The sequence below is a fragment of the Streptomyces sp. NPDC029674 genome (genome assembly GCF_044903205.1).
Taxonomy (GTDB): domain Bacteria; phylum Actinomycetota; class Actinomycetes; order Streptomycetales; family Streptomycetaceae; genus Streptomyces.
In genome coordinates, this window is sequence record NZ_JBJDPY010000005.1 from 111543 (window position 1) to 133470 (window position 21928).

17 protein-coding genes are annotated in these 21928 nt (G+C 72.9%); 9 read left to right on the forward strand and 8 right to left on the reverse strand.

Annotation, left to right across the window (positions count from 1 at the left end; all coding sequences use genetic code 11):
* Positions 1–129 precede the first annotated feature (129 nt).
* The 3 genes from ACI2L3_RS13990 to ACI2L3_RS14000 all read left to right on the forward strand — a co-directional run bounded on the left by ACI2L3_RS13990 (position 130) and on the right by ACI2L3_RS14000 (position 5216).
* Positions 130–1443, forward strand: a complete 1314-nt coding sequence (locus ACI2L3_RS13990; protein ID WP_404752603.1) for an acetyl-CoA carboxylase biotin carboxylase subunit family protein — start codon at positions 130–132, stop codon at positions 1441–1443.
* 70 nt (positions 1444–1513) lie between these two features.
* Positions 1514–3538 carry a CocE/NonD family hydrolase gene (locus tag ACI2L3_RS13995; protein ID WP_404752604.1) on the forward strand — a complete coding sequence of 675 codons (2025 nt, stop codon included), beginning with the start codon at positions 1514–1516 and terminating at the stop codon, positions 3536–3538.
* A 127-nt stretch (positions 3539–3665) separates the two neighbouring features.
* The gene (locus tag ACI2L3_RS14000; RefSeq protein WP_404752605.1) at positions 3666–5216 is read left to right on the forward strand and encodes an FAD-dependent oxidoreductase; all 1551 of its coding nucleotides are present in this window, start codon (positions 3666–3668) and stop codon (positions 5214–5216) included.
* Here the strand turns inward: ACI2L3_RS14000 and ACI2L3_RS14005 are convergent.
* From ACI2L3_RS14005 to ACI2L3_RS14025, 5 genes are read right to left on the reverse strand one after another with little or no spacing between them, the layout of a single operon-like run.
* Positions 5211–6455: a carboxylesterase family protein gene (locus ACI2L3_RS14005; protein ID WP_404752606.1), complete on the reverse strand. Its 1245-nt coding sequence runs from the start codon at positions 6453–6455 to the stop codon at positions 5211–5213. The two genes, ACI2L3_RS14000 and ACI2L3_RS14005, sit on opposite strands and share 6 nt — an antisense overlap.
* Positions 6407–7621 (reverse strand): XdhC family protein, encoded by a 1215-nt coding sequence (locus ACI2L3_RS14010; RefSeq protein ID WP_404752607.1) that lies wholly within the window; start codon positions 7619–7621, stop codon positions 6407–6409. Before ACI2L3_RS14010 ends, ACI2L3_RS14005 begins: the two co-directional genes overlap by 49 nt.
* Complete coding sequence (locus ACI2L3_RS14015) at positions 7614–9743, reverse strand: xanthine dehydrogenase family protein molybdopterin-binding subunit (protein ID WP_404752608.1); 2130 nt, start codon at positions 9741–9743, stop codon at positions 7614–7616. Before ACI2L3_RS14015 ends, ACI2L3_RS14010 begins: the two co-directional genes overlap by 8 nt.
* Positions 9740–10732 (reverse strand): FAD binding domain-containing protein, encoded by a 993-nt coding sequence (locus ACI2L3_RS14020; protein ID WP_404752609.1) that lies wholly within the window; start codon positions 10730–10732, stop codon positions 9740–9742. The genes ACI2L3_RS14015 and ACI2L3_RS14020 overlap by 4 nt, the downstream gene beginning before the upstream one ends.
* Complete coding sequence (locus ACI2L3_RS14025; protein WP_404752610.1) at positions 10729–11274, reverse strand: (2Fe-2S)-binding protein; 546 nt, start codon at positions 11272–11274, stop codon at positions 10729–10731. The genes ACI2L3_RS14020 and ACI2L3_RS14025 overlap by 4 nt, the downstream gene beginning before the upstream one ends.
* A gap of 246 nt (positions 11275–11520) precedes the next feature.
* Between ACI2L3_RS14025 and ACI2L3_RS14030 the strand changes: the two genes are divergently transcribed.
* Positions 11521–12135, forward strand: coding sequence for a TetR/AcrR family transcriptional regulator (locus ACI2L3_RS14030; RefSeq protein ID WP_404752611.1), 615 nt, complete (start codon positions 11521–11523; stop codon positions 12133–12135).
* Here the strand turns inward: ACI2L3_RS14030 and ACI2L3_RS14035 are convergent.
* The gene (locus ACI2L3_RS14035) at positions 12062–13294 is read right to left on the reverse strand and encodes an epoxide hydrolase family protein (protein WP_404752612.1); all 1233 of its coding nucleotides are present in this window, start codon (positions 13292–13294) and stop codon (positions 12062–12064) included. The two genes, ACI2L3_RS14030 and ACI2L3_RS14035, sit on opposite strands and share 74 nt — an antisense overlap.
* A gap of 103 nt (positions 13295–13397) precedes the next feature.
* Between ACI2L3_RS14035 and ACI2L3_RS14040 the strand changes: the two genes are divergently transcribed.
* From ACI2L3_RS14040 to ACI2L3_RS14055, 4 genes are all read left to right on the forward strand, one after another.
* The gene (locus tag ACI2L3_RS14040) at positions 13398–13973 is read left to right on the forward strand and encodes a CGNR zinc finger domain-containing protein (RefSeq protein ID WP_404752613.1); all 576 of its coding nucleotides are present in this window, start codon (positions 13398–13400) and stop codon (positions 13971–13973) included.
* Between the two features lie 195 nt (positions 13974–14168).
* Positions 14169–14864 carry a type 1 glutamine amidotransferase domain-containing protein gene (locus tag ACI2L3_RS14045; protein WP_404752614.1) on the forward strand — a complete coding sequence of 232 codons (696 nt, stop codon included), beginning with the start codon at positions 14169–14171 and terminating at the stop codon, positions 14862–14864.
* A gap of 3 nt (positions 14865–14867) precedes the next feature.
* A complete protein-coding gene (locus ACI2L3_RS14050; RefSeq protein ID WP_404752615.1) occupies positions 14868–15458 on the forward strand; it encodes a TetR/AcrR family transcriptional regulator in 591 nt (196 codons plus the stop codon).
* A gap of 10 nt (positions 15459–15468) precedes the next feature.
* A complete protein-coding gene (locus ACI2L3_RS14055) occupies positions 15469–16833 on the forward strand; it encodes an aldehyde dehydrogenase family protein (RefSeq protein WP_404752616.1) in 1365 nt (454 codons plus the stop codon).
* Positions 16834–16992: 159 nt separating this feature from the next.
* Here ACI2L3_RS14055 and ACI2L3_RS14060 read toward each other — a convergent pair whose 3' ends face one another.
* A complete protein-coding gene (locus ACI2L3_RS14060; protein WP_404752617.1) occupies positions 16993–17652 on the reverse strand; it encodes a M15 family metallopeptidase in 660 nt (219 codons plus the stop codon).
* 325 nt (positions 17653–17977) lie between these two features.
* Positions 17978–21094, reverse strand: a complete 3117-nt coding sequence (locus ACI2L3_RS14065) for an AfsR/SARP family transcriptional regulator (protein WP_404752618.1) — start codon at positions 21092–21094, stop codon at positions 17978–17980.
* A 189-nt stretch (positions 21095–21283) separates the two neighbouring features.
* On the opposite strand from ACI2L3_RS14065, the gene ACI2L3_RS14070 reads away from it, so the two are divergent.
* The gene (locus ACI2L3_RS14070; RefSeq protein WP_404752619.1) at positions 21284–21910 is read left to right on the forward strand and encodes a histidine phosphatase family protein; all 627 of its coding nucleotides are present in this window, start codon (positions 21284–21286) and stop codon (positions 21908–21910) included.
* Positions 21911–21928 lie beyond the last annotated feature (18 nt).

Consider the following 21928-nt stretch of genomic DNA (forward strand, 5'->3'; position numbering starts at 1 on the left):
AGGATCGGCGACCCGGCACGGGTCCGCTGGCCGGGCGGGGCCGATCGGGATCTTCGCGCGCCCCACCTGACGTGTGCCTTTTCGGCGTGCGGGTACCCGGCCGCTCCGACGCCGACTGAAGGAGAATCCGTGGCTGCACCCCGCAAGAACGTCTTTGTGATCGGTCTGGACGACGCCAATGCGCCCACCCTGAACAGCGTTCTCGACGCGGCTGAGTACCGCTTCCACCCGCTGCTCACCGTCGAGGAGCTGCAGGGCGGCGAGGTCTCCGTGCCGGAGCTGCTCGACAAGGCCCAGGGCATCCTCGACTCGTTCGACGGCAGCATCGACGCGATCGTGGGCTACTGGGACTTTCCCGTCAGCACGCTGGTGGCGATGCTCGGCGACCGCTACGGCACCCGCAGCACCAGCCTGGAGTCGATCGTCAAGTGCGAGCACAAGTACTGGAGCCGGCTCGAGCAGCAGAAGGTGACCGACGCGCACCCGCGCTTCGGCCGGGTCGACCTGGACGCGGACGAGCCGCGGCCGCCCGAGGGGGTGCGGTACCCGATGTGGCTCAAGCCCGCGCTCTCTTATTCCTCCGAGCTGGCCTACGGCGTCAAGAACGAGGAGGAGTTCCGCGAGGCCTGCGCCCGCATCAAGGAGGGGATCAGCCGGGTCGGCCGCCCCTTCGAGTACATACTCCAGCAGATCGACCTGCCCCCGGAGATGGACGGGATCGGCGCCGAGGTCTGTCTCGCCGAGGAGGCGCTCTCGGGCGTCCAGGTCGCCGTGGAGGGTTACGTCCACCGGGGCGAGGTCACCGTCTACGGCGTCCTCGACTCCATCAACTACCCCGACTCCTCCTGCTTCCTCCGCCACCAGTACCCCTCCGGCCTGCCGGAGCCCGTGGTGCGGCGGCTGCACGACATCTCGGAGCGGGTGATCCGGCAGATCGGCATGGACGCCGCGACGTTCAGCATCGAGTACTTCTACGACCCGGGCACGGACGCCATCAACCTCCTTGAGATCAACCCCCGGCACTCGCAGTCGCACGCGGAGCTCTTCGCGTACGTCGACGGCGTCCCCAACCACCACTGCATGGTCAGCCTCGCCTTCGACCGGGATCCGGCGCTCCCCTACCGCGAGGGCCCGTACGCGACGGCGGCCAAGTGGTACTACCGGTGGTTCGCCGACGGCGTGTCGCACCAGGTGCCGACCTCCGAGGAGGTCGAGCGGATCGAGCGGGAGAACCCGGGCGTGCGCGTCGAGGTCCTCGCCGAGGAGGGCAGGAAGCTGTCCGAGGTCACCGATCAGGACAGCTACAGCTACGAGCTGGCCCACATCAGCACCGGCGGCGACGACGAGCAGGACCTGCGGCGCAAGTACGACCGGTGCGTGGCCGCGCTGGGTCTCGCCTTCGACGACACCGAGCCCGGCGGCCGCGACGTCACCAACGACTGACCGGAGCAGCGAACACCCCGCACCACCCGCCGGCCCCGGCGGGAAAGCAACTGAGAGGACGACCCGCACCATGCGTTACGTGGGCAATCTCCCGTACGCGACGAAAGAGGAAGAACACGTCGTCATCCCCATGTCCGACGGCGTCCGGCTGTCGGCCCGCGTCTGGCGCCCCACGGCCTCGGACGACGACCCGGTACCGGCCATCCTGGAGTACATCCCGTACCGCAAACGGGATCTGAGCTCGCAGCGCGACTCGATCCACCACCCCTACATCGCGGGGCACGGGTACGCGTGCGTGCGGGTCGATCTGCGCGGGACCGGCGAGTCCGAGGGCGTCCTCACGGACGAGTACCTGGAGCAGGAGCAGACCGACGCCGAGGAGGTGCTCGCCTGGCTGGCGGAGCAGCCCTGGTGCGACGGCACCACCGGCATGATGGGCATCTCCTGGGGCGCGTTCGCCGCCCTCCAGGTCGCCGCCCGGCAGCCCGAGAGCCTCAAGGCGATCGTCATCTCGTCGTTCACGGACGACCGGTACGCCGATGACATGCACTACATGGGCGGCGCGATGCTGTCGGACAACCTGGCCGAGGCGGGCACCATGTTCGCCTACGCCACCTGTCCCCCGGACCCGGCGGTGGTCGGCGACCGCTGGCGCGAGATGTGGCAGGAGCGCCTCGACCACGCCCGGCCCTGGGTCCTGGAGTGGCTGCGCCACCAGCGCCGCGACACGTACTGGAAGCACGCCTCGGTCTGCGAGAACTACCAGGACGTGCGCTGCCCCGTCCTCGCCTCCAGCGGCTGGGCGGACGGCTACTCCAACGCCGTGACCCGGCTGCTCGGCCATCTCGACGTGCCGCGCAAGGGCCTCATCGGCCCCTGGTCGCACAAGTATCCGCACCTGGGCGAGCCCGGCCCCGCCATCGGCTACCTCCAGGAGGTGGTGCGCTGGTGGGACCACTGGCTCAAGGGTGAGGACAACGGTGCGATGGACGGCCCGATGCTGCGGGCCTGGATGCAGGAGAGCGTGCCGCCCTCCACCTCGTACGAGGAGCGTCCAGGCCGCTGGGTCGGCGAGCCGGACTGGCCCTCGCCGCACATCGAGCAGGTGAGCCACCCGCTGGCCCGGCACCGCATCCTGACGGCGGGAGAGGCGGACCCGGGCGAGGCCATGACCGTGCAGTCGCCGCTCTCCGTGGGTCAGTTCGCCGGGAAGTGGGCGTCCTACAACGCGCCGCCGGACCTGCCCTACGACCAGCGCGAGGAGGACGGCGGCTCGCTCGTCTTCGACTCGCCGGAGCTCACCGAGACCGTCGAGATCCTCGGCTCGCCCTGCGTCGATCTCGACCTGTCGGTCAGCGAGCCGGTGGCCACCGTCGCCGCCCGCATCTCCGACGTCGCCCCCGACGGGCGCGCCACGCGGGTCACCTACGGCGTGCTCAACCTGACCCGAAGGGACGGCACGGGCGAGCCCGAACCGCTCGAACCCGGCCGCCGCTACCGCGCGACCCTCCAGCTCAACGGCGTCGCCCAGTCCTTCCCGCCCGGCCACCGGATCCGGCTCTCCCTGTCGACGTCCTACTGGCCGCTGGCCTGGCCGCCGCCGCGCCCCGTCGTGCTCAGCGTGTACGAGGGGTCCAGCGCGCTGCGCCTGCCGGTGCGCCCGACGACGGAACCGGACAACGCGCCCCAGCGGCCCTTCGGCGAACCCGAGGGAACCCCGCCGCTCGCCACCACCCAGCTCACACCCCCGGAGCAGCGCTGGGAGGTCAAGCGCGACCTGGTCGGATACGACTCCTCCCTGGAGATCGTCAAGGACCGCGGCACCGTGCGCTACGACGAGATCGGCCTCGATGTCGGCTGCCGGGCGTACGAGCGGTACACCGCGACCGGCGACGACTTCACCTCGGTGGGCGGCGAGTCCGACTGGACGCTGCAGTTCCGGCGGGACGACTGGGACGTCAGCGTGCGGACCCGCACGGTGCTGAGGTGCGACGAGGACCACTTCTTCGTCGACGCGACGCTGGACGGCTACGAGGGCGAACGCCGCGTCTTCTCCCGCACATGGAACGAGACGCTGCCGCGCGACTGGCTCTGACCCGTCCGGTCGGCCGCCGGGCCGCGGGGGCGGCGCGGCGGCCGGGTTTGGCGCACAGGCCGGGGGAGACTCGCCCCACGGACGCCGAGACCTTGGAGACCGACATGTACACCGTCACGGAAGCCGCATGAACACGAAGACATCCGGCCCGCTGCCGGGCCGCCCCGAGTCGTACTGGATGGACACCAGCGCGTCCACGTCCCACCCGCCCCTGACCGAGGACATCGAGGTGGACGTCGCCGTGGTCGGCGGCGGCGTCGCGGGGCTGAGCACGGCGTGGGAACTGGCCCGCGCCGGACGGTCGGTCGCCGTCCTGGAGGCCGACCGCATCGCCGCCGGCGTCACCGGCTACACCACCGCCAAGCTCACCGCCCTGCACTCCCTCGTCTATGAGCAGCTGCGCCGCACGCGCGGCCCCGAGGGCGCCCGCCTGTACGCGGAGTCGCAGCAACGGGCGGTCGAGCACGTGGCGGAGGTTTCCGCCGAGCTCGGCATCGACTGCGATCTGGAACGCGCCCCCGCCTTCACCTTCACGACCCGCACCGACCGCACCGACGAGCTGCGGGCCGAGGCCGCCGCGGCCCGGGAGGCCGGCCTCGCCGCCACGTACACGGAGGAGAGCGGTCTGCCCTTCCCCGTGGCGGGCGCGGTGCGCGTCGAGGACCAGGCGCAGTTCCACCCCCGCGCCTACCTGCTCGCGCTCGCCGACGACCTGCTCGCGCGGGGCGGCGTCATCCACGAGCGGACCCGGATCACCGGCCTGCGCGAAGGGTCGCCGTGCACCGTGACCTCCGAGTCCGGGCACACGGTCACCGCTCGGTCCGTCGTCATCGCCACCCACTACCCGGTCTTCGACCGCGCCCTGCTGTTCGCCCGCCTCTCCCCCCGGCGCGAACTCGTCGTCGCCGCCCCGCTGGCGGCCGGCCAGGACCCGGGCGGCATGTACATCACGCAGGACGAGGGCAAGCGCTCGGTGCGCACCGCGCCGTACGGCGGTGACGGCGGACGGCTCCTCATCGTCACCGGTGAGAGCTTCACCCCGGGCACCGGCGACCCCGCCGCGGGCTTCCTCTCCCTGGACACGTGGATGCGGGAACGCTTCGACGTCGGGGAGACCGCCTACCGGTGGGCGGCGCAGGACAACGAGGCCACCGACACGGTCCCGATGGTCGGCCCCTTCCACCCCGGCGCCCGGCACACCTATGTGGCGACCGGGTTCGGCGGCTGGGGCATGAGCGGCGGCGTCATGGCGGGACAGCTGCTCACCAAGCTGATCTGCGGCGAGAAGTCGCCGTGGGCCGAGCTGTACGACCCGCGCCGGCTGTGGAGCGCCGTGCGGGAGATGCCGTCCCTGCTGAGCACGCAGGCGGAGGTCGCACGGCACTTCATCGGGGACCGGCTCCGCACCACGCACCTCGACTCCGTGGACGAGATCCCCGCGGGATCCGGGGCGGTGGTCCGGGTCGAGGGGCGGCGCTGCGCGGTGCACCGGGACGAGTCCGGCGCGCTGCACGCGGTCTCGGCCCGCTGCACCCACCTCGGCTGCCTGGTCTCCTTCAACGAGGCGGAGACGACGTGGGAGTGCCCGTGTCACGGCTCCCGGTTCGCCACCGACGGCTCGGTCCTGCAGGGCCCCGCGACCCGTCCGCTGGAGCCGCGGAAGCTGCCCGGCTCATGAGGTCCCGGGTGCCGGTCCGCCGGTGAGAGGCGCGGGCAGGTCGCCGGGCGTGCCCGTGCGCGCGAAGGTGAGCCACGCGGAACGCAGCGCCCTGCCCAGCCGGTCGATCTCCTCCCACGGCGTCTCCCCCAGCATCGGCGCCGTCCGCCACGCGTCGCGCGTACCGAAGAGCAGGGGCAGTTCGAGGCAGTGGGTGGCGCCCAGCGGGGATCCGGCGGGGCGCCAGTCGATGCGGTAGGAGTGCACGCGCGCACCGGCCCGCGCCAGGCGCTCCCCGTAGCGGGTCAGCGGCCCCTCGTACACCTCGCGGGTGCGCACCGCCGGGTCCTCGCCCGCGCCGAGGAACACGGTCATGTCGTCGGCGTTCCAGCCGTACAGGACGTCCAGGCCCCGGACGCTCTCGCCGAGGGGGGTGCCCGGCGGCGGGATGGGAGGGACTCCCTCCACGGGTATGAAGGCGGGCTCCATGCGCCTGCCCGCCGTGCGCAGGTGAAAGGCCGCCGTCTCGCTCTGTGCCGCCAGGATCGCGGGGACCTCGGCCGTGCGCGGGTCGGTGCCGAGGGCGTCGGCGAAGACCTTGCCGAGCGCGAAGGACTCCTCTCGGGGCCGGGCGGTGATCTCCAGCGGGGCGCTCTGCAGGACGGCCCGGCGGAAGAGGCCGCGCGCTTCGGGCAGTTCCATCAGGAGGCGAATGGAGATGCCGCCTGCGGACTGCCCGATCAGCGTGACGTCCGCGGGGTCGCCGCCGTACCCGGCGATGTGCTTCCGCACCCAGCGCAACGCCTCCACCTGGTCGTACAGGCCGAGATTGCCCTCGCTCACCCCGTCGAGGCACAGGTAACCCAGCGCTCCTAGGCGGTAGTTGACGCTGACGACGACCACGTCGCCCTCGGCGGCGAGGACTCCCCCGTCGTACCAGTCCATGAGGCCCGCGCCGGTGCTGAACCCGCCGCCGTGCAGCCACACGAACACCGGCCTGGCCCCGGCGTCCCGGGCCGGGGTGGCGATCGCCAGGTTGAGGCAGTCCTCGCCCTGCGGGTGGGTGTCGCGGGGCGCACCCATCACGAAGTCGAGCCGGGAGGGCGGTTGCGGGCAGATCTCGCCGCGGGTGGGGAGCGGGTCTCCGTCCGGTACGGGCCGGGGCCGGGCGAAGCGTTCGGCGGTGGCGTAGCGGATCGGTCCGGTACGGATCACTTCCGTACGGGTGGCTTCTGTACGGGGCGGTGTCGTGTCGGCCATGCTTGCGCACCTTCCGTGGTGGTTGCACTGTCCGTGCCCTGCCGGGTGCCGCCGGGTCCGTCGTGGTGGATCGGCGTGCGTGAGCCGGTCAGCGGCAGGCCGGTGCCGCCCTGCCGTGCCGCGACGATCTCCGCCGCGATGGACAGGGCGGTCTCCTCGGGCGTGCGAGCCCCGAGGTCGAGGCCGATCGGCGAGTGCAGCGCGGCCAGTTCGTCCTCCGTGACGCCCACCTCGCGCAGCCGGCGGTTGCGGTCCTCGTGGGTGCGGCGGGAGCCCATCGCGCCGACGAACGCGACGGGCAGCCGCAGCGCCGCCGCGAGGAGCGGCACGTCGAACTTGGCGTCGTGGGTGAGGACGCACAGGACGGTGCGGCGGTCCGTGGTGGTGTCGCGGAGGTAGCGGTGCGGCCACTCGACGACGATGTCGTCGGCCTCCGGGAAGCGGGCCCGGGTGGCGAAGACGGGGCGGGCGTCGCAGACCGTCACGTGGTAGCCGAGGAACTTGCCCGCGCGGACCAGGGCCGCCGCGAAGTCGACGGCGCCGAAGACGATCATGCGGGGTGGCGGCACGCTCGACTCGACGAGGACCGTCACGGCGCTCCCGCAGCGCGTCCCGCTCTCGGAGACGACGAACTCGCCGGTGCGGCCGGCCGCCAGCAGGGCGCGGCTCTCCCCCGCCGCCGTGCGGTCCAGCTCCGGGTGTCCGCCCAGTGTTCCCTCGTACGCGGTGGGGTCCGCCAGGAGCGGTCTGCCGAGGAGTTCGGGCGGGCCCTTGAACACGCGGGCCAGGGCCACCGTCCCGCCGCGGACGGCGGCGGACAGGGCGGCGGCGAACACCGCCCTGTCCGGCGCGTCCGCGGCGACCGGCGTGACCAGGACCTCGATGGTCCCACCGCAGGTCAGGCCGACCGCGAAGGCGTCCTCGTCGCTGTAGCCGAACTCCTCGACGGTGGCTTCGCCGTCCTGGAGGGCCTGGACGCACAGGTCGTAGACGGCCCCCTCGACGCAGCCGCCGGAGACCGAGCCGATGACGGTGCCCGCGCCGTCGACGGCCAGGGCGGCGCCGGGACCGCGCGGTGCGCTGCCGCCGACGCTCACGACGGTGGCGACGGCGAAGTCCCGGCCCTCCTCGACCCATCGGTGCAGGTCGTCGGCGATGTCAAGCACGGGGCGCGGTTCCTGCCAGCAGGACGCGGTCGGGGCGGATCGGCAGGGTCCGGTGGCGGACGCCCGTCGCGTGCCAGACCGCGTTGGCGACCGCCGCCGCGGCGCCCACGATGCCGATCTCACCGACGCCCTTGATGCCCACCGGGTCGTCCGCGTCCGGGTCGGCCACCCAGTCCGCCTCGATGTGCGGCACGTCGGCGTGCGTGGCGATGTGATAGCCCGCGAGGTCGGGGCCCACGAGGCCGCCCGACGCCGCGTCCCGGACCGCCTCTTCGTGCAGTGCCATGGACAGGCCCCAGGTCATGCCGCCGATCAACTGGCTGCGTGCGGTGAGCGGGTTGACGATCCGTCCGGCGGCGAAGATGCCGAGCATGCGCCGCACGCGCACCTCTCCGGTGGTGACGTCGACGGCGACCTCGGCGAACTGGGCGCCGTAGGCGTGCCGTTCCTTCTGGGTGAGCGCGCCGATGGCGTCACTGGTGTCCGACCGTACGGTGATGCCCTCCGGCGGGATGTCTCCGCCGGGGACCAGCTTGTCCCGCAGTTCGCGCGCCGCGAGGGTGACCGCCCAGCCCCAGGACCGGGTGCCCATGGAGCCGCCCGCGATCATCGCGGGTCCGAAGTCGCTGTCGGCGATGTGGACGCGGACCCGGTCCGTGGTGACTTCGAGGGCGTCGGCGGCGATGAGGGTGAGCGCGGTGCGCGCGCCGGTGCCGACGTCCGCGGCGGTGATGCGCACGGTGTAGGTGCCGTCGGCCTCCGCGGTCACGCCCGCGGTGCTCGGGGCGACGAGCACAGGGAAGGTGGCCGCGGCCGTGCCGGTGCCGAGCAGCCAGCGTCCCTCGCGGCGCAGCCCGGGACGCGGATCGCGGTCCGCCCAGCCGAACCTGCGGGCGCCCTCGTCGAAGCACGCCAGCAGATTGCGGCTGCTGAAGGGCAGGCCGGAGACGGGGCCGACGTCCGGTTCGTTGCGGGTCCTGAGCGCGATGGGGTCCATGCCGCACTTCTCGGCGAGTTCGTCGAGCGCCGACTCCACGGCGAAGGAGCCGGGCGCCTCGCCGGGAGCCCGCACCCAGGTCGGTGTCGGCACGTCGAGGCGTACGACACGGTTGACGGTGTGGTGCGCGTCGGCGGCGTACATCGGACGCCCGAACCCGGCGCTCTGCTCGATGAACTCATGGACGGTCGACGACAGGCTGTGGCCCTGGTGGTCGAAGGCGAGCAGCCGTCCGTCCGGCTCGGCGCCGAGCCGGACGCGTTGCACGGTGGGACTGCGGTAGCCGACCAGCGAGAACATCTGGCGGCGCGTCATGACGACGCGGACGGGCCGGTCCAGCATGGTCGCCGCCATCACGGCGAAGACCTGGTGGATGCGCAGCCCCTTGGACCCGAAGGCGCCGCCGACGTGCTCGGACCGCACCCGCACCGAGGCCGGGTCGAGGGAGAACAGCTTCGCCAGCTCGTCCGCGACCCAGGTGCTGCCCTGGTTGGAGTCGACGATGTCGAGGCGGCCGTTGTCCCAGCGGGCGGTCGCGGCGTGCGGCTCCATGGAGCTGTGGTGCTCTTCGGGCGTGCGGTACTCGGCGTCCACGACGTGGGTGGAGGCGGCGAGCCGGGACTCCAGATCGCCCTTCTCCGTGCGCATTCCGTCGGCATCCGGCGTGTACGTGCCCGGATGCCCGGCGGAGAACTCGATGTCGTGCGGCTCCTGGTCGTAGTGGACGACCAGCGCCTCGGCGGCCTCTCTCGCCTGTTCCGGCGTCTCGGCGACGACCAGCGCCACCGGCCAGCCCACGAAGGGCACCCGGTCGTGCTGGAAGGCCTCGACGATCGGGTCGGGGCGCCCGAGCATGCCCACATAGTCCGCGTCGACACGCGGCGCGTTCCCGTGGTGCAGCACGGCGAGGACGCCGGGCATCGCGAGGACGGCCGCGGCGTCGACGGACCGGACCCGGCCGCGGGCGATCGTGGAGAGCGCCAGCCAGCCGTGGGCGAGGTCGGCGAAGGGGATCTCGCCGGCGTAGCGGGCCGCGCCGGTGACCTTGTCCCGGCCCTCGATGCGGGTGTGCGCGGTGCCGACGGCGCCGGCCGCCGCGGTGGTCGTCGTGGTCGTCGCGGTCATCCGGTTGCCTCCTCGGTGAGTTCGGTCAGCAGGGCCAGGACGAGGTTGCGCGTGAGCGTCACCTTGTAGCCGTTGTCGGGCAGCGCGCGGGCGGCGGCCAGTTCGGCGTCGGCCGCGGCGGCGAAGACCTCGGCGTTCGCCGGGCCGCCGGTCAGTACCCGCTCCGCCTCCCTGGCCCGCCACGGCCGGGAAGCGACCGCGCCGATGCCGATGCGCACGTCCCGTACGACACCGTCCCGCACGTCGAGGGCGGCGGCGATCGAACCGATGGCGAACGCGTACGAGGCACGCTCGCGCACCTTGCGGTAGCGGGAGACGGCCGCGACCGGGGCGGGCGGCAGGGTGACGGCCGTGATGAGCGCGCCGGACGGCAGCGCGGTCTCCAGATGCGGGGTGTCCCCCACGGGCAGATAGAAGTCGGAGATCGGCAACTCGCCAGGACCGTCCGCCGATTCGTAGTGGACGACGGCGTCGAAGGCGGCGAGGGCCACGCCCATGTCGGAGGGGTGAACGGCCACGCAGTGCTCGCTGGCGCCGAGGATCGCGTGGTTGTGGTGCACGCCCTCGATGGCGGAACAGCCGGTGCCGGGCTCGCGCTTGTTGCAGGGCTTGGTCAGGTCGGTGAAGTAGCCGCAGCGGGTGCGCTGCAGGAGGTTCCCGCCCACCGTCGCCATGTTGCGGAGCTGGCCGGAGGCGCCCGCGAGGACCGCCTGCGTCAGCGCCGGGTAGCGGCGCCGCACGTCGGGGTGGGCGGCGAGGTCGCTGTTGGTGACGGTCGCACCGATGCGCAGCCCGCCGTCCTCGGTGGTCTCGATGCGGTCCAGGGGCAGTTCGCGTACGTCGACGAGGAGCGCGGGCCGCTCCACGCCCGTCTTCATCAGGTCGACGAGGTTGGTGCCGCCGCCGAGGTAGCGCGCGTCCGGGTCGGCGCCGAGCACGGCGACCGCGCCGGACACGTCATGAGCTCGCTGGTAACCGAAGTCCCTCATGCGGTGGCACCTTCCTCGGCGCTCGCGGCCTTGGCGACGGCCTGCACGATCGATACGTACGCGCCGCAGCGGCAGAGGTTGCCGCTCATCCGCTCGCGGATCTCCTCGGCGGTGAGCTCGGGCACGCCCGCCTCGGGCCGCACGTCGGTGGTGGCGGCGCTCGGCCAGCCCGCCGCGTGCTCCTCCAGCGCGCCGAGCGCGGAGCAGATCTGCCCCGGTGTGCAGTAGCCGCACTGGTATCCGTCGAGGTCGAGGAAGGCCTGCTGGACGGGGTGCAGCCGGTCGCCGTCCGCGACGCCCTCGATGGTGGTGATCTCGCGTCCCTCGGCGGCGACCGCGAGTTGCAGACAGGAGACGGCCCGGCGGCCGTCGATCAGCACCGTGCAGGCCCCGCACTGGCCTTGGTCGCAGCCCTTCTTGGTGCCGGTCAGATCGAGCCGCTCGCGCAGCGCGTCGAGCAGGGTGGTGCGGTGGTCGACGGTCAGTGTGTGCTTCTCACCGTTGATGTTCAGGGTGAGGGCACTGGACGTCGATGGAGCCATGAGCAGCCTTCTTTCGCGAATCGCGTCGAACGAGGCGGTCCCGGCGGGAAGTGCGGGAGAGATGGCGCTGTACAGGGAGGGAGACCTGCCGCTCCGGCGGCGGGGGTCCCCAGTGGCCGTGACTGGCGCTATGGTGAGCCTAAGCGGACAGCCGTCCGTTAACCGTTGAACTTAGCGGACAGCTGTCCGCTAAGCAAGGCACAACCAGGCCGTGATGCGCCGCGTGACGGGTCGAAGGAGAGCGAAATGGGCCGGCACAAGGACGCGCCCTTGCGCTCGGACGCGCAGCGCAACCGCGAGCGGATCCTCGAAGTGGCCCTGGCGGAGCTGACGCGGGCGAGCGACGCGCCGCTCAGCGTGATCGCGAAGAAGGCGGGCGTCGGACAGGGCACGTTCTACCGCAACTTCCCCAACCGGGAGTCGCTCGTCCTGGAGGTGTACCGCTACGAGGTCCAGCAAGTCTCCGACGCGGCCTGCCAGTTGCTCCACACGCGGGACCCCGACCGGGCCCTGCGGGAGTGGATGGACCGCCTCGTCCGGTACGCGATGGCGAAGGCGGGCCTCGCCGAGGCGATCCGCAAGGCCACGAGCACGCTGGGCAGCCTGGCCGGTGTGGGCCCCGGCCCGCTGACCGAGGCGATCGAACACCTGCTGAGGGCGAACGAGGAGGCGGGCACCATCCGGCCCGGAGTCACCCCCGACGACTTCCTGCTCGCCATCGCCGGCCTCTGGCACATCGACCCGCACAGCGACTGGGAGTCACGGGCGGGCCGCCTCATGGACCTCGTCATGGACGGGCTGCGGGCCGGGGCTGGCGGTGGGCGGCCAGCACTGCCGCCAGGCCCTCGCGAAGATCTTTGACGAAGTACTGGGGAACCTCCAGCGACGGGAAGTGTCCCCCGCTCTCGGGCTCCCTCCATCGGACGATCCGCCGGTACCGCTCCTGCGCCCAGGGGCGCGGGCACTTCTCGACGTCACGGGGGTACATGGTGAGTGCCGACGGGACGTCGACCCGGAGCTCGGGGTCCAGCGAGTTGTGGCTCTCGTAGTAGATGCGGGCCGCCGATGCGCCGGTCCGCGTCAGCCAGTACAGGGTGACGTCGTCAAGAATTCTGTCCATGGAGATCGTCTCGAACGGGCTGTCCTCGGTGTCCGACCACTCGGCGAACTTGTCGAGGATCCAGGCGAGCAGCCCCACCGGTGAGTCGACGAGCGAGTAGCCGATGGTCTGCGGCCGGGTCGCCTGCTGCTTCGCGTACGCGGCCCGGTGGCGCCAGAAATCGCGGGTTTCCTCGGCCCACTCGCGCTCGGAAGCCGTCAGCCCGTCCGTCGTCGACCCGGGCGGCCCCTCCGCGAACGTGGAGTGGATGCCGAGCACGTGCGCCGGGAACCTGCCGCCGAGGATCGTGGTGATGTTGCCTCCCCAGTCGCCGCCGTGGGCCACGAACTTGTCGTAGCCGAGCCGTCCCATCAGTTCCACCCATGCGGCCGCGATCTTCTCGGTCCCCCAGCCGGTCGTGGCCGGCTTGTCGCTGTAACCGAAGCCCGGCAGCGACGGGACCACGACGTGGAACGCCGGCGCGTCCGCGTCCTCCGGATCCGCCAGCTCGTCCACCACGTCGATGAACCGGACGACGCTGTCCGGCCAGCCGTGCGTCAAGAGCAGCGGAGTGGCGTCCGCGCGCGTGGACCGGCGGTGCAGGAAGTGGATTCCCAGACCGTCGATGACCGTGCGGAACTGCCCGATCCCGTTGAGGCGCTCTTCGAACGACCGCCACTCGTACGCGGTGCGCCAGTAGTTCACGACATCGACGAGGTCGGCGAGCGGAACGCCCTGTTCCCATCGGTGGGGGCCGGGCCCGGCACGCTGGACCGTCTCGGCCTCCGGCAGCCGCGCCGCGGCCAGCCGCGCGCGCAGATCGTCGAGGTCGGCGTCGGTCGCACGGGCTTCAAAGGCTTGTACGTCAGCTTGTGCGACTGCCTGCGCGTCTGCTTGTACGTCGCTGTTGGGGCGGGGCATGAGACCTCCTGGCCATCGCGGTACCGGCAACGATCCGTCGCGAACCGTCTAAGACGGTTCTAACAGCGGGTCGAGCCGTGCCGCAACCGGCTATGGTGGTTCCATGCGCACCGAGTACCCCGACTTCCGCCTAGGTACCGTGCTGGCGACCAGCTTCACGGGGACCCTCTCGGAGCGTCACGGCAACGCCGTGGAGCGCATCCCCACGCCGCACCGGCTCATCGACTGGCTGGCGGTGAACGGCCTCGACGTGGACTCCTGCACCACGGCCCAGCTCGACCTCGCCAGGGAACTGAGGGAGTCGATCCACGCCGCCGCGACAGCGGCCGCGGTCCAGGACCCTCTCCCCGCGTCCGCCGTCCAAGTCATCAATGACCGCAGCGCTCAGGGCCGCGCCGCGGCCGCCCTGACGCCCGAGGGCAAGCGGCGGTGGCTGCTCGGCTCGGCCTCCGGCGTGGAAGATGCCCTCGGCGTGATCGCCGCCGACGCGATCAGCATCATCTCGGGCGAGCGGGACGGAAGACTCGCCCTGTGCGCTTCGCCGACCTGCCGGGCGGCCTTCTTCGACACCAGCCGAAGCCGCACCCGCAGGTGGTGCGACATGAACACGTGCGGGAACCGCCAGAAGAAGGCGCGCTTCAACGCCGGCCGGCGCAAGGACTCCGGATCCACGGACTGACGAGGCACTGGCACCCTCCGCCCTGCACCGGCATCGGTTTTCCGATACCTCCCATCGGATTCCTCATTGGATACCTATGCCCGAAAGATTTACCGTCGAGGACATCACCGCTCTGACGGTCTGGATCCAGAACGTCAGCGCGACCAGAACGTCAGCCCGGCCAGAACGTCGGACCCGTCCATCGGAGAGCACCGCATGTCGAAGATCCTGTTCGTAGTCACCGGCGTCGACCACTGGACGCTGGCCGACGGCACCCGGCATCCCACCGGCTTCTGGGCCGAGGAGGCCGTCGCTCCGTACGAGGCGTTCAAGGCCGCTGGTCACGAGGTCGTCGTCGCCACGCCGGGCGGCGTCGTGCCCACCGTCGACCGCGGCTCCCTCGCCCCGGAGGCCAACGGCGGGCAGGAAGGTGCCGACAAGGTCGCCGCCTCCCTCGCCGCCTTCACCGAGCTCCAGCACCCGGTCACGCTGGCGGACGTCGACCTCGACGACTACGCCGCCGTCTTCTACCCGGGCGGTCACGGGCCCATGGAGGACCTCGCCGTCGACCCCGACTCCGGCCGCCTGATCAACCTGGCCCTGGACACCGGCAAGCCGCTCGGCATCGTCTGCCACGCCCCGGCAGCGCTCCTGGCGGCCGTCTCCGCCGACGGCACCCCCGCCTTCGCGGGCCGCCGCCTCACCGGCTTCACCAACGCCGAGGAGACCCAGGCCGGACTCGCGGACCGCGCCGAGTGGCTGCTTCAGGACCGCCTGGTCCAGGGCGGCGCCGACTTCCAGGAGGGCGAGCCCTGGGCCCCGCACGTGGTCGTCGACGGCAGCCTGGTCACCGGCCAGAACCCGGCCTCCTCCGCCCCGCTCGCCGACGAACTGCTCAAGAAACTGGCCTGAACCATGGGCACCGACCGGCTCGACGAGGTCCTCGACGCCGCCTACTACTGCCTCACGCGGTACGGCGTGCGACGCACCACGATGGACGACATCGCCACCGCCATGGGCGTGTCCCGGTCGGCCGTCTACCAGTACGTCCGCAGCAAGGACGACGCCTTCCGCAGGCTCGCCGGACGCCTCCACGAGCAGGCGCTCCGGCGGGCCCGCGAAGCCGCCGCCTCCGACGCGCCGTACCCGGACCGGCTGCACGGCGTCCTGGCCGCCAAGCTCGGCCTGGTGCTCCAGCTCGCCGGGGACTCCCCGCACGCCGCCGAGCTGATCGACGAGAAGACCCGCCTCTTCGGCGACATCTGCACGTCGTTCACCGCGGACCTGCGGTCCCTGCTGACCGGGCTGTTCACCGAGGCGGGCACGGTCGCCGGGGTCGGGCCCGCGCGCGCCGCCGACATCTGTATCGCCCTCGTCGTCGGCCTGGAGTCGGCGCCCGACCCCCGCGGCCTGCTGCCCCCGGCCACGGACGCCCTCGCGACCGGCCTGCTCGGCACGGACGCCCGGCCCGACGACTCTCCGCACCCTCCGCACAGCACTCCCTGAGGAACCCCCCATGACCACCGACGTCACCTCCCCCGAACAGACCGAGCAGACCGAGCAGACCGACCGGACCGCGGCAGCCGTCGTCGCCCGGCTGCGCGCCACCTTCGCCACCGGCCGCACCCGGCCCCTCGCCTGGCGCCAGGAGCAGCTCACCCGGCTGCGCGCGCTGTTCACCGAGAACCGCGAGGCCATCGCCGACGCGCTGCACAGCGATCTGCGCAAGCCCCGCCCCGAGGCGTACGGCGCCGAGGTCGACCTGCCCGTCCACGAGATCGATCACACGCTGGCGCACCTGGCCGAATGGCTCGCTCCGCAGCCGCTCGACCAGGCGTCCCTCGCCGGGCTGCCCGAGGGGTCCACGGCCGGTACGCAGTACGAGCCGCTGGGCACCGTGCTGGTCATCGCGCCCTGGAACTACCCGGTGCAGCTGTCCCTCGTACCGGTGGCGGGCGCGCTCGCCGCGGGCAACACCGTGCTCCTCAAGCCGAGCGAACTCGCCCCGGCCACGTCCGGGTTGATGGCGGACCTCGTGCCCCGCTACCTGGACCAGGAGGCGGTCGCCGTCGTCGAGGGAGGCGTGCCGGAGACCACGGCGCTGCTCGCCCAGCGCTTCGACCACATCTTCTACACCGGCAACGGCACGGTCGGCCGCATCGTGATGCGCGCCGCCGCCGAGCACCTCACGCCCGTCACCCTCGAACTGGGCGGCAAGTCCCCGGTGTTCGTCGACCGCGACGCCGACGTCACGGTGGTGGCCGCGCGCCTCGCCGACGCCAAGTTCCGCAACGCCGGGCAGACCTGCGTGGCGCCGGACTACGTCCTGACCGACCCGGCCACCGCCCGCGCCCTGGAAGTCGCGCTCGCCGAGGCCGTGGAGCGCCTCTTCGGCACCGACCCGCAGTCCTCCCCCGCGTACGGACGCATGGTGAACGAGCGGCACTTCGACCGCGTGTCCGCCCTGCTCGGTTCCGGTACGCCGGTGTTCGGCGGGCGGACCGACCGGGACGACGTGTACATCGCGCCGACCGTCCTGACCGGAGTGACGGGGGACGACCCCGTCATGCGCGAGGAGATCTTCGGCCCGGTGCTGCCCATCGTGGAGGTCGAGGGCCTGGACGAGGCCATCGCGTTCATCAACGACCGCGACAAGCCGCTCGCCCTGTACGGCTTCACGGAGAACGAGACCACCCGGCAGCGGCTCGCCGCCGAGACCTCGTCCGGCGGGCTCGGCTTCGGACTGCCGATGGCTCATCTGCGCGTGGCCGAGCTGCCGTTCGGCGGTGTCGGTGAGAGCGGCATGGGCAGCTACCACGGCCCGCACTCCATCGCCACCTTCAGCCACCGCCGCGCCCGCCTCGACGTGCCGCTGGGTTAGGGCGTGTCTTTTGGATCGGTCCGGACAGCCCGCGGCGTCTGGTGCGGTGCATCGCAAGGCGGAGCATCGCCCGCGGACTGGGTGTCCGTGGGTGATGCGACAACGCCGCGAGGCGCCGTGCCAGGCGTCGCGGGCCCGGGCTGATCCGAAAGACACGCCCTAGCCGGTTCGGAAGGCGACCGCTCCGTAGTGGGCCCTGGGGGCGCTGGTGGTGAGGGCCCAGTAGCGGTCGCCGTAGGACCAGTGCCACCACTCGGTGGGGTAGTTCACCAGGCCCGCCGTGGCCAGGGCCGCGGCGAGAGTGCGGCGGTTGCGGCGGGCCTCGGCGGTGATGCGGTCGGTGTCCGTGTAGCAGGCGCCGTCGCTCTCCTCGGGGCCCGCGTTCACCGGTGTGCCCAGGTCGAGTTCGGTGCCGTCCGTGGTGCACAGGGTGATGTCGACCGCGGCGCCCGCGACGTGCGGGGCCACCTCGGGCGGTGAGAGGGAGCGGCTCGCCTGGTGGTGGAGGTGGTCGTCCGACCAGTCGGGATGGGCTCGTCTGAGCTCGGCCGCGTACTCCTCGAAGTACTTGATCTGCAGGTCGAGCGGCCGGTAGCCCTCGGTGATCAGCAGGCGGAGGCCTTCGGGCAGCAGCCGGGCGGCGCGGGCGAGCCGCCAGGTGACGCCCTCGCGGAGCTGGGCGTAGGCGCCTGCCGGGTCGGCGAGGCGGTCGTCGACGTCGACGAAGGGCAGGTGGCGCAGGTCGACGAGGACTTCGCCGCAGTCGTGGACGGGCATGTCGGCGACACGGGGATCGCTCATGAGAATGATCGGCGGCATGCCGGCCCCCTCTGTTACGGAAGTCTTCGCGGCGGGCAAAGCTCCGGGGACGGGCTGCTGCCCGCCCCCGGAGTCCCCCGGTCCTGCCGTGGCTCCACCGCGCCTTTGCCGTGGCTCCACGTGCCGCAGGCCCATACGGCCGACTGCCTCGGTCGTATGGGCCGTGAGCGCAACAGTGGCCTTTCCCCCGATAGTCCCCCGTTGTTTCCCCCGTTGCTGTCGGCCTCACTGCTCCGCCGACACGTAGAGCCTGACGCACACCGCTGCAAGTTCTCTGCAATTCCGCGCCAAGCGGGCTTGTGGAGCGGCCGGTTCGGGCATCCGGTCAGCTCTCGTGCCGCTCGCGCGCCTCGTACGCCGTGAAGACCTCCCGTGCCTCCGCGCGCAGCGCGAGCGCCTCGTCGTGCGCGCCCGCGGCCTCCCGCGCCGCGGCGAGATCGCGCAGCGTGCGGGCGCGGGCCAGCGGGAGACCGAGGGCCGCCCAGAGGTCGGCCGCCTCGGTGAGGAGCTGTTCGGCCGCGGCGATCCGGCCGTCGGCGAGTTCGCACTCGCCGAGGGTGCGCAGCGTGAGCGCCTCGCCGAAGCGGTCACGGTGGGTCCGGCAGGTGTCCAGGACCCCGCGCAGCTCGGCGGCGGCGTCGGCCGAACGCCCCATCCTCATCCGGCACTTGGCCCTGGCCTGCACGGCGTACGCCGACATCAGCGAGTCCCCGATGGCGGCGAGGAGCGTCACCGCACGGTCGGCGAGCCGCTCCGCCTCGGCGTACTCGCCGAGTGAGCGGTGGACGAGGCTCAGCGAGCGCAGCGTGAGCGCTTCGCCGCGGCGGCTGCCGAGCCTTCGGTACGCCCGCAGGGATGCGTCGAGGAGCGTGAACGCCTCCTCGTGTTCGCCGAGTTCGAGGTGGACGGTGCCGGCGAAGCGGCAGGAGAGGCCGAGCCCCGGGTCGTCACGCAGCGCGCGGAAGCCGTGGACGGCCCGGCCGAGCACGTCCAGCGCGGCACGCAGCCGTCCCGCCTCACGCAGGGCGCTGCCGAGTCCGGCGAGGGCAGCGGCCCGGCCGCGCGCGTCGCCGAGATCGGCGCAGATCCCGGCCGCCTGCCGGAAGTAGTCCTGCGACTCGGTGAACCGGTCCTGTTCGTAGCGGAGTTGGCCGAGACCGATGAGGAGGAGGGCCTCGCCGGAGCGGTCCTCGGCGCGCCGGGCGGCGGCCAGGGCGGCGTCGTGGCTGCGCCACCAGGCCTCGAAGCGGTTGCCGACGGCGTACGCGGACGAGCACAGGGCGGCCGCGGCCTCGCAGGCCAGGGTGTGCAGGTCGAAGGCCGCGGCGCGTTCCACGGCGGCGGCGAACGCGTCGGCCTCCGCCTCGAACCAGGCCGCCGGGTCGGCGAGCGCCCGCCGGACGGCGGCCGGGCCGACGGGCCGCACGACGTCCCGCAGGGCGCCGGGCGCCGAGCTCGCGGGGCCGCCCGAGTCGAGGAAGCCGCGGTGCAGTTCGACCGCTCCGGACGGTGTCGCGGACGCGACGCGGCCGGTCAGCCAGAGCCCGGCGCCGAGCGCCCGGCCGACGGCGGCGGAGCGTTCGGCGGGGGTGTCCTCGGCCTCGGCGCGTTCGGCGGCGTACACCCGGACGAGGTCGTGCGGCCGGTAGCGGGGCTGGCCCGCGCGGTCCACGATCGTGCAGTGCAGCAGCTGGGCGTCGATGAGCTGCTCCACGACGCGTTCCGCTTCGGCTTCCGGCGCGTCGAGCAGCGCGGCGACCACCCAGGACGCGACGTCGGGCGCGGCGAGCAGGCCGAGGCGGCGCAGGGCGGTCCTGGCCGGGGCGTCCAGGGCGCGGTAGCTCAGGCCGAGGCCCGCCCGGACCTCCAGGTCGCCGACGGAGAGCTCGTCGAGGCGGTGGTGCTCGTCGGCGAGCCGGTCGGCGAGGGCGCGCGCCGACCAGTGGCTGCGGGTCGCGAGGCGGGCTCCGGCGATGCGCAGGGCGAGCGGGAGGCCGCCGCAGAGCTCCACGATGCGGCGGGCGGCCGCGGGATCCTCGCGGACCCGCCGTTCGCCCGCGACCTTGGCCAGGAGATCGGTTCCGGGCTCCGTGTCGAGGACGTCGAGGTCCGCGCGGTGGGTGCAGGGCAGCGCGCCGAGGCGGGCGCGCGCGGTGATCAGCACGCCGCAGGTGGCGCTTCCTGGGAGCAGTGGTCTGACCTGGGATTCGCTGCCCGCGTCGTCGAGTACGAGCAGGACGCGGCGGCCCGCGACGAGGCTGCGGAAGAGGTCCCTGCGTTCGGCGTCGCCTTCCGGCGGGTCGGCGCCCAGGGCGCGCAGCAGGCGGCCGAGGACTTCGCCGGGGGCCACGGGGTCGGTGGCGCCCCGCAGTTCGGCGTAGAGCTGTCCGTCGGGGTAGGCGTCGGCGGCCCGGTGGGCGGCGGTGACGCCGAGGACGGACTTGCCGATGCCGCCGGGCCCGGAGATGACGACGACGGGCACGGCCTGCCGGGGTCCGGGGCCCGTCAGCGCGGCCCGCACCTCACTGAGCTGTGTCTCGCGTCCGGTGAAGTCGCCGATGGCGGGCGGCAGGAGGGCGGGGGGCGGGCGGGTGGCCGAGGGGCCGGAGTCGGTGTCGGGGCCTTCGAGGGCGGGACCGTCCTTCGTCCCGGGCTCGGCGCTGTGCGTGGCCACCGTCGTCTGCCTCGGTGCGGGCAGCAGCGCCGCGTCCGCCCGCAGGATGGCCTCGTGCATCGAGCGGAGTCCGGGTCCGGGGTCGAGCCCCAGCTCCTCGGCGAGTACGTCGCGTCCCTCCGCGTACACGGCGAGCGCGTCGGCCTGACGGCCCAACCGGTAGAGGGCGAGCATCAGTTGGGCGCGCAGCCGTTCGCGGGTGGGGTGGGTGGCCACGAGGGCGGTGAGCTCGCCGACCAGCTCCGTCTCGTGGCCCGCCTGCGCGAGGTCGGCGGCGATCCGCTCCTCCAGGGCGGCCTGCCGGGCCTCCTCCAGTTGGTCGGCCATGGCGCGCAGCGTCTCGCCGATCCCGCCGAGCGCGGGGCCGCGCCACAGCGCGAGGGCCTCGCTGAGCAGCCGCGCCGCGTCGGCGTGGGCGCCCGCGGCCGCCGCCTGCCGGCCCCGCGCGGCAAGCTGTTCGAACGCGACGCGGTCGACGACGTCGGCGTCCGCGTGGATGAGATAGCCCGGCGGTTGTGTCTCGATGACGTCGGCGGACAGCGAGCGGCGCAGCGCGGAGACGTACGACTGGATCAGGGACCGCGCGGTGTCGGGCGGGCGGTCACCCCAGATCACGTCGATCAGCGCCTCGGCGGAGACGACCCGGCCGGGCTCCAGGAGCAGTGCCGCGAGCAGCGCGCGGGGCTTGGGCCCGCCGAGGGCGAGGCGCCGGCCCGCGCGCCACGCTTCGACCGGCCCCAGCAAGCGGTAGTGCATGTCCCTGTTCACGCCCAGCTCCATGGGTCCTTGCCCCGCACCGCCCCCGCTCCACGATCCCCGCCCCCGGCCCGGCTCACCGATCGGGTGGTCATGTTACGTCGGTACGACACCAACTCGCCTGCGCACGCGGCGGATCAGGCCAGCTCCGCGACCCGGCATCATCTCTTCCGGAGCCACCCGGCAGAAAGGCAGGAACCGATGCGGAGCATGTACGTCGTCGCCCACCCGGAGGCGGCCCACCACATCGAGAAGGTGGTCGGCGGATGGCACGATTCACGGCTCACGGCGGCGGGCCTGCGCGCCGCGGGGGCCATCGCGCGGACGCTGCGGGCGGAGATCCCCGAGGGCGTGGAGGTGGAGGTGGTCTCGTCGGATCTGCGACGGGCCCGGCGGACGGCGGACGAGATCGCCGGGCTGTTCGGCGTGGCGCCGGTCCTCGACCGCAGACTGCGGGAGAAGTCCTACGGAGAGGCGGAGGGCCGCCCGCAGGAGTGGCTGGACCGGCGCTTCGTACCGCCCCCGGCCACGGGCGACCGCATGGGCCACCACGAGGGCGTGCCGGGCGCCGAGACCAGAGGGGAGTGCGCGCGGCGCGTCCACGACGCCATGGACGACATCCTGGGGCGCCCCGCCACCCACCAGATCGTCGTGACGCACGGCTTCGCCCTGACGTTCGTCGTGACGGCGTGGATCAAGATGCCGTACGAGTCACTGGGGTCGGTCAGTTTCCGGGCGCCCTCGGGCAGCATCACCGAACTGCGCGAGGACGACTTCTTCCACAACCGGCAGGTCGTCAGCCTCGGCGCCACGGGGCACCTCGGCTGACGACCGGGAGCGAGGGGA